Raw genomic sequence first — 7,430 nt, 5'->3', positions numbered from 1 at the left:
GCCAGCAGGCGATAAAGCGGAAGCTCAGGCGGTTAAGTCTATCTTCGGCGAATCTGCCAGCCGCGTAATGGTGAGCTCCACGAAATCCATGACCGGTCACCTGCTGGGTGCGGCGGGTGCAGTAGAGTCAATCTACTCCATCCTTGCGCTGCGCGATCAGGCTGTTCCACCAACCATCAACCTGGATAACCCGGATGAAGGTTGCGATCTGGACTTCGTTCCTCACGAAGCGCGTCAGGTTAGCGGTATGGAGTACACCCTGTGTAACTCCTTCGGCTTCGGCGGTACCAACGGTTCTCTGATCTTCAAAAAGATCTGATCCTGACGTCCCGATAGCTTTTAAAAAGGTCCGCTTGCCGGGCCTTTTTTATTAAGCCTAATCTTCTTGTCGGCTGCATGACATCCTGCCAGACTAAATGCCCACGCATAAGGAGCCACCATGTTTTTAATCAATGGCCTTGAGCAGGACACGCTGCCTGCCAGCGACAGGGCGATACAGTTCGGTGATGGTTGCTTTACGACGGCGCGCATTCTGGATGGCGATGTCTGCCTGCTGGAGGCGCACATTCGACGTCTGCAGCATGGCTGTGAAAAGTTAATGATTCCCTTTAGGCACTGGGACATATTGCGCCAGGAAATGTGCCAGCTGGCAACCGGGAAGGACACCGGCGTACTCAAAGTCATCATCAGTCGCGGCAGTGGTGGCCGGGGCTACAGCGCCGCATCGTGTATCAACCCAACGCGTATTCTCTCCGTTTCTGCTTATCCTGCGCATTATTCTCGCTGGCGAGAAGACGGCGTCACGCTGACGCTGAGCCCGGTTCGACTGGGACGGAACCCGATGCTGGCCGGGCTTAAGCATCTCAATCGCCTCGAGCAGGTGCTCATTCGTACTCATCTTGAACAGACGGACGCCGAAGAGGCGCTGGTTCTTGACAGCGAAGGGTTCATTACGGAATGCTGTGCGGCTAATTTACTCTGGCGGCAGGGGGGAGAGGTGTTCACTCCGTCGCTGGAACACGCTGGCGTAAATGGGTTAATGCGTCAGTTTTGTCTGCAACAGCTGGCACGCTCTGGCTTTCACGTTGTCGAAGTTAGCGCAGGAGAAGCCGCGCTACAGACTGCCGATGAAGTCATCATCTGCAATGCGCTGATGCCTGTTATACCCGTCCGTGCGTATGGCCAACAACGCTGGTCTTCGCGCGAGCTGTTTCAGTTTTTAGCCCCGATATGTGAGCAAACCAGATAGTCATGAAAAAAATGTTGCGCTTTGTCCTTATCCTCATCGTTGCGCTGGGCGTCGCTGGCGGAGCTGGCGTATGGAAAGTTCGCCAGCTGGCTGACAGCAAGATCCTGGTTAAAGACGAAACGATCTTTACCCTGAAAGCGGGAACCGGCCGCCAGGCGCTTGGGGAACAGCTCTATGGCGACAAGATTATCAATCGTCCACGGGTATTCCAGTGGTTATTGCGCGTGGAGCCTGAGCTGTCACATTTCAAAGCCGGTACCTATCGCTTTACGCCGGGAATGACCGTCAGAGAGATGCTGCAGCTGCTGGAAAGCGGCAAGGAAGCCCAGTTCCCCCTGCGATTTGTGGAAGGGATGCGCCTGAGCGATTACCTCAAACAGCTGCGCGATGCGCCGTATATTAAGCATACCCTGAAGGATGACAGCTATCAGACGGTGGCCGACGTGCTCAAGTTTGAGCATCCTGAGTGGGTGGAAGGTTGGTTCTGGCCGGATACCTGGATGTATACCGCAGGCACGACCGATGTGGCGATTCTTAAGCGGGCGCACAAAAAAATGGTCGCCGCCGTGGATGCCGCCTGGGAAGGGCGAATGGACGGGCTGCCGTATAAAGATCAAAACCAGTTTGTCACCATGGCCTCAATTATCGAGAAAGAGACCGCCGTTGCCGCCGAGCGCGATCGGGTGGCGTCAGTATTTATCAACCGTCTGCGCATCGGCATGCGTCTGCAAACCGACCCTACCGTTATCTACGGCATGGGCGAGAGCTATGCCGGCAAGATCTCAAGAAAAGATCTGGAGACGCCAACGGCGTATAATACCTACGTGATTAGCGGATTACCGCCAGGTCCGATTGCCACGCCGAGCGAAGCGTCGCTTAAAGCCGCCGCGCATCCGGCGAAAACACCGTATCTCTATTTTGTGGCTGATGGAAAAGGGGGACACACCTTTAACACCAACCTTGCCAGCCACAATCGCTCTGTTCAGGACTATCTGAAGGCACTTAAGGAAAAAAATGCGCAGTAAATACATTGTCATTGAGGGACTCGAAGGGGCGGGTAAAACCACCGCCCGCAACGTGGTGGTGGATACGCTGAAATCGCTTGGCGTCGCCGACATGGTCTTCACCCGCGAGCCGGGCGGTACGCAACTTGCGGAGAAACTGCGCAGCCTGGTGCTGGATATTAAATCCGTCGGCGACGAAGTTATCACTGACAAAGCCGAAGTGTTAATGTTCTACGCGGCGCGCGTACAGCTGGTTGAGACGGTGATCAAACCCGCCCTGGCCGATGGCAAGTGGGTAATCGGCGATCGTCACGATCTGTCGACTCAGGCTTATCAGGGCGGTGGACGCGGTATTGACCAGACCATGCTGGCAACGCTGCGCAATGCCGTACTGGGGGATTTTCGTCCCGACCTGACGCTCTATCTGGATGTGACCCCGGAAGTGGGTCTTAAACGCGCCCGCGCGCGCGGCGAGCTCGACCGCATTGAACAAGAGTCGTTTGATTTCTTTAACCGCACCCGTGCGCGCTATCTTGAGCTGGCCGCACAGGACAGTTCCATTCGTACCATCGATGCAACGCAATCCCTGGATGAGGTGACGCGTGACATTCAGCAAACCGTGACGCTGTGGGTGCAGGAGCAGCAGGCATGAAATGGTATCCATGGTTGCGCCCGCACTTTGAACAGCTGATCGGCAGCTATCAGGCGGGGCGGGGGCATCATGCGTTACTGATTCAGGCATTGCCGGGAATGGGCGATGATGCATTGATTTATGCCATCACCCGTTTTCTGATGTGTCAGCAGCCGGAAGGGCACAAGAGCTGTGGTAAATGCCGTGGCTGTCAGCTGATGCAGGCGGGCACGCATCCTGACTACTACACCCTCGAGCCTGAGAAGGGCAAAAGCGCGCTCGGTATTGATGCTGTGCGGGAAGTCAGTGAAAAATTGTACGAGCACGCGCGACTGGGCGGCGCTAAAGTGGTCTGGCTCAAAGACGCCACACAGCTTACCGAGGCGGCGGCTAACGCCCTGCTGAAAACCCTGGAAGAGCCGCCGGTTAAAACGTGGTTTTTCCTCTCGTGTCGTGACCCGGGACGATTACTGGCGACGCTGCGCAGCCGTTGTCGTCTTCATCACCTGGCGGTGCCCCAGGAATCGTGGGCGCTGAGCTGGCTTGAGCGTGAGGTGACAACGTCACCTGAGAGTGCGCTGACCGCCTTGCGCCTGAGCAGCGGCGCGCCCGCGGCGGCGCTGGCATTACTGCAGCCTGACGTCTGGTCAGAGCGAGAAACGCTCTGCCGGGCTGTTGAAACGGCACTGAATAATCACGACTGGCTAAGCGTATTGCCTGCGCTTAACAGCGATCGGGTCGTTGAGCGTCTGCACTGGCTGGCCTCGTTGCTGCTGGATGCACTCAAAACTCAGCAAGGGGCAACGCTGCTGACCAACCCGGATGCGTGGTCGCTGGTGAATACGCTGGCGAACCGCCTCTCAGGGACGATTCTTCATGCGATGCTTCATGAAATTTGCCAGAGCCGAGAACAGCTTTTAACCGTGACGGGCCTTAATCGCGAGCTTTTACTGACCGGCCAGTTACTGCGTATCGAACATTACCTGCAACCCGGCTTCACACCGCCTGTTTCCCATCTCTGAGAGAGACATTATGTTTTTAGTCGACTCACACTGCCATCTTGATGGCCTGGATTATCAATCCCTGCATAAAAACGTGGATGACGTGCTGGCAAAAGCCGCTGCCCGCGATGTGAAATTCTGTCTTGCGGTGGCAACCACGCTGCCGGGCTACCGCTCCATGCGTGAGCTGGTGGGCGTTCGCGATAACGTGGTGTTCTCCTGCGGCGTGCATCCGTTGAATCAGGACGAGGCGTACGACGTTGAGGATCTGCGCCAACTGGCAGCAGAAGAGGGCGTGGTGGCGATGGGCGAGACCGGGCTGGACTACTTTTACACGCCGGAAACCAAACCGCGTCAGCAGGAGTCCTTCCGCAACCATATTCGCATTGGCCGGGAGCTGAACAAGCCGGTTATCGTCCACACCCGCGACGCGCGTGCGGATACCCTGGCGATCCTCCGGGAAGAAAACGTGACGGATTGCGGTGGCGTACTACACTGTTTCACAGAAGACAGAGAAACGGCGGGTAAGCTGCTTGATTTGGGGTTTTATATCTCGTTTTCGGGGATCGTGACGTTCCGTAACGCTGAGCAGCTGCGTGATGCTGCACGTTATGTTCCGCTCGATCGCATTCTGGTGGAGACCGATTCTCCGTATCTCGCACCGGTACCGCATCGCGGTAAAGAGAACCAGCCCGCTATGACGAGAGATGTGGCTGAGTACATGGCCGTACTGAAGGGCGTCAGCATTGATGAGCTGGCCCGCGTGACGACGGAAAACTTCTCCACGCTGTTCCATATCGACCCCGCCCGCCTGCAATCTGTCTGATACACCTGTTTTTTTTAGGCTCGTAATTAATAAGTAAAGCGAGTAAAGTTCACCGCCTCATTTGGGGCGGTGAGGGTGTTTTTAGACACATCCGGACATGCTTTTTGTAAATAACTGAAAGTTTTTCGACCGCCTTAAGCTGAAACGTGATAGCCGTCAAACAAACTCAGAGGGAATTATTTTACTCTGTGTAATAAATAAAGGGCGCTTAGATGTCCTGTCCACGGCACGGTACTCCCCCCGGGCCAATGCGTGAAAGCGTAAAAAAAGCACAAATACTCAGGAGCACTCTCAATTATGTTTAAGAATGCATTTGCTAACCTGCAAAAGGTCGGTAAATCGCTGATGCTGCCAGTATCCGTACTGCCTATTGCAGGTATCCTGCTGGGTGTCGGTTCTGCTAACTTCAGCTGGCTGCCAGCCGTAGTCTCCCACGTGATGGCCGAAGCAGGCGGTTCTGTCTTTGCTAACATGCCGCTGATCTTCGCGATCGGTGTGGCTCTGGGCTTCACCAATAACGACGGCGTTTCTGCTCTGGCTGCAGTGGTTGCCTACGGCATCATGGTGAAAACCATGGCTGTGGTTGCGCCGCTGGTTCTGCATTTACCGGCAGAAGAGATCGCCGCGAAACACCTGGCGGACACCGGTGTTCTGGGCGGTATCATCTCCGGTGCGATTGCAGCGTATATGTTCAACCGCTTCTATCGCATCAAGCTGCCTGAGTATCTGGGCTTCTTCGCGGGCAAGCGTTTCGTTCCGATCATCTCTGGTCTGGCAGCGATTTTCACTGGCGTGATCTTGTCCTTCATCTGGCCACCAATCGGCTCCGCTATCCAGACCTTCTCTCAGTGGGCTGCTTACCAGAACCCGGTTGTGGCGTTTGGTATCTACGGCTTCATCGAGCGTTGCCTGGTGCCATTCGGTCTGCACCACATCTGGAACGTTCCATTCCAGATGCAGATTGGTGAATTCACCAACGCAGCAGGCCAGGTATTCCACGGCGATATCCCACGTTACATGGCGGGTGACCCAACTGCAGGTAAACTGTCTGGTGGCTTCCTGTTCAAAATGTACGGACTGCCTGCAGCGGCGATTGCTATCTGGCACTCTGCGAAGCCAGAGAACCGTGCAAAAGTGGGCGGTATCATGATCTCCGCAGCGTTGACCTCGTTCCTGACCGGTATCACCGAGCCGATCGAGTTCTCCTTCATGTTCGTTGCGCCGATCCTGTACGTTATCCACGCGATTCTGGCGGGCCTGGCGTTCCCAATCTGTATTCTGCTGGGTATGCGTGACGGTACGTCCTTCTCTCACGGCCTGATCGACTTCATCGTTCTGTCCGGTAACAGCAGCAAACTGTGGCTGTTCCCAATCGTCGGTGCGTGCTATGCCGTTGTTTACTACACCATCTTCCGCGTGCTGATTAAAGCACTGGACCTGAAAACCCCAGGCCGTGAAGATGCGACAGAAGACAGCAAAGCTGGCGCGACCAGCGAAATGGCTCCTGCACTGGTTGCCGCGTTCGGTGGTAAAGAGAACATCACTAACCTGGACGCGTGCATCACTCGTCTGCGTGTGAGCGTTGCCGACGTCGCGAAAGTAGACCAGCCGGGTCTGAAAAAACTGGGCGCAGCGGGCGTAGTTGTTGCAGGTTCTGGTGTACAGGCAATCTTCGGTACCAAATCCGATAACCTGAAAACCGAAATGGATGAGTACATCCGCAGCAACTAAGTTGTGACCTGGGGAGACTAAGGCAGCCGAATGGCTGCCTTTTTTATTTGTGTCGCAAAAAACGCCACTGAGACGCGCAAGCGGTCACTCTTCACTCAGCTGATGAACATTCAGGAAAGAAATCGAGGGAGGAGGTTGAAAGGACAGGAGAAACTCGCTCATACTCTTGAATTGTGTCACACACCGATCCCGGGAGTGTGTTTACAGCGGACGCATTGCGCCAGATTAAACAAAAAAGGAAAAGGTCATGGCTGAAGAAACGATTTTCAGTAAAATTATCCGTCGCGAAATTCCGTCGGATATCGTCTATCAGGATGAACTGGTGACGGCTTTCCGGGACATTTCCCCTCAGGCCCCGACGCACATCCTTATCATTCCCAATATTCTGATTCCGACTGTAAACGACGTAAAAACCGAGCATGAAGTGGCGTTAGGTCGTATGCTGACGGTGGCCGCGAAAATCGCTGAACAGGAAGGGATTGCAGAAGACGGTTACCGTCTGATCATGAACTGCAACCGTCATGGTGGCCAGGAAGTGTATCATATTCACATGCATCTGCTGGGTGGACGTCCTCTGGGGCCGATGCTGGCACATAAAGGTCTTTGACATGCGTAAAGGGCGTATTGCAGCGCTGGTAGTGACGATGATGATTGTGGGGTGCAGCACGCGCCCGGCGATCCCCGTGAACGATGAACAGACGCTGGTCATGGAATCCTCCGTGCTTGCCGCGGGCATCACGGCGCAACAGCCTGCGCTGACCATCAGTGAAATCAACTCATCTGCCTCCTCTACGCTCTTTAATGAAAGACACGAACCCGTGACGGTCCACTACCGTTTTTTCTGGTATGACGTAAGAGGTCTCGAAATGCATCCGCTGGAGGCGCCGCGCAGCGTCACCATTCCGGCCAGGTCGTCGGTAACGCTCTATGGCAGCGCCAACTATCTGGGTGCGCATAAGGTGAGACTTTATCTTTATCTCTGAGGGGT

At 55.1% G+C, this 7,430-nt stretch carries 8 protein-coding genes and 1 pseudogene; all 9 read left to right on the top strand.

Going from position 1 to position 7,430, the window contains the following annotated elements; genetic code table 11:
* A pseudogene (locus DOU50_RS14455) lies at positions 1-319 on the top strand (beta-ketoacyl-ACP synthase II); the annotation flags it as partial.
* 120 nt (positions 320-439) lie between these two features.
* The gene (gene pabC / locus DOU50_RS14450) at positions 440-1,249 is read left to right on the top strand and encodes an aminodeoxychorismate lyase (RefSeq protein ID WP_148769625.1); all 810 of its coding nucleotides are present in this window, start codon (positions 440-442) and stop codon (positions 1,247-1,249) included.
* 2 nt (positions 1,250-1,251) lie between these two features.
* Positions 1,252-2,274 (top strand): cell division protein YceG, encoded by a 1,023-nt coding sequence (gene yceG / locus DOU50_RS14445; RefSeq protein ID WP_032650855.1) that lies wholly within the window; start codon positions 1,252-1,254, stop codon positions 2,272-2,274.
* Positions 2,264-2,905 carry a dTMP kinase gene (gene tmk / locus DOU50_RS14440; protein ID WP_148769624.1) on the top strand — a complete coding sequence of 214 codons (642 nt, stop codon included), beginning with the start codon at positions 2,264-2,266 and terminating at the stop codon, positions 2,903-2,905. Before yceG ends, tmk begins: the two co-directional genes overlap by 11 nt.
* A complete protein-coding gene (holB, locus tag DOU50_RS14435) occupies positions 2,902-3,906 on the top strand; it encodes a DNA polymerase III subunit delta' (RefSeq protein ID WP_148769623.1) in 1,005 nt (334 codons plus the stop codon). The genes tmk and holB overlap by 4 nt, the downstream gene beginning before the upstream one ends.
* Positions 3,907-3,916: 10 nt before the next feature.
* A complete protein-coding gene (locus tag DOU50_RS14430; RefSeq protein WP_032650858.1) occupies positions 3,917-4,711 on the top strand; it encodes a metal-dependent hydrolase in 795 nt (264 codons plus the stop codon).
* Positions 4,712-5,008: 297 nt separating this feature from the next.
* The gene (ptsG, locus tag DOU50_RS14425; RefSeq protein ID WP_023311158.1) at positions 5,009-6,442 is read left to right on the top strand and encodes a PTS glucose transporter subunit IIBC; all 1,434 of its coding nucleotides are present in this window, start codon (positions 5,009-5,011) and stop codon (positions 6,440-6,442) included.
* A 247-nt stretch (positions 6,443-6,689) separates the two neighbouring features.
* Positions 6,690-7,049, top strand: coding sequence for a purine nucleoside phosphoramidase (gene hinT, locus DOU50_RS14420; RefSeq protein WP_006809243.1), 360 nt, complete (start codon positions 6,690-6,692; stop codon positions 7,047-7,049).
* A 1-nt stretch (position 7,050) separates the two neighbouring features.
* The gene (locus DOU50_RS14415) at positions 7,051-7,425 is read left to right on the top strand and encodes a YcfL family protein (protein WP_024909034.1); all 375 of its coding nucleotides are present in this window, start codon (positions 7,051-7,053) and stop codon (positions 7,423-7,425) included.
* The last annotated feature ends 5 nt before the right edge of the window (positions 7,426-7,430 follow it).

It is taken from the genome of Enterobacter sp. C6 (assembly GCF_008122455.1).
GTDB classification, from domain to species: Bacteria; Pseudomonadota; Gammaproteobacteria; order Enterobacterales; family Enterobacteriaceae; genus Enterobacter; species Enterobacter pseudoroggenkampii.
This window is presented reverse-complemented; position numbering and strand designations above follow the sequence as displayed.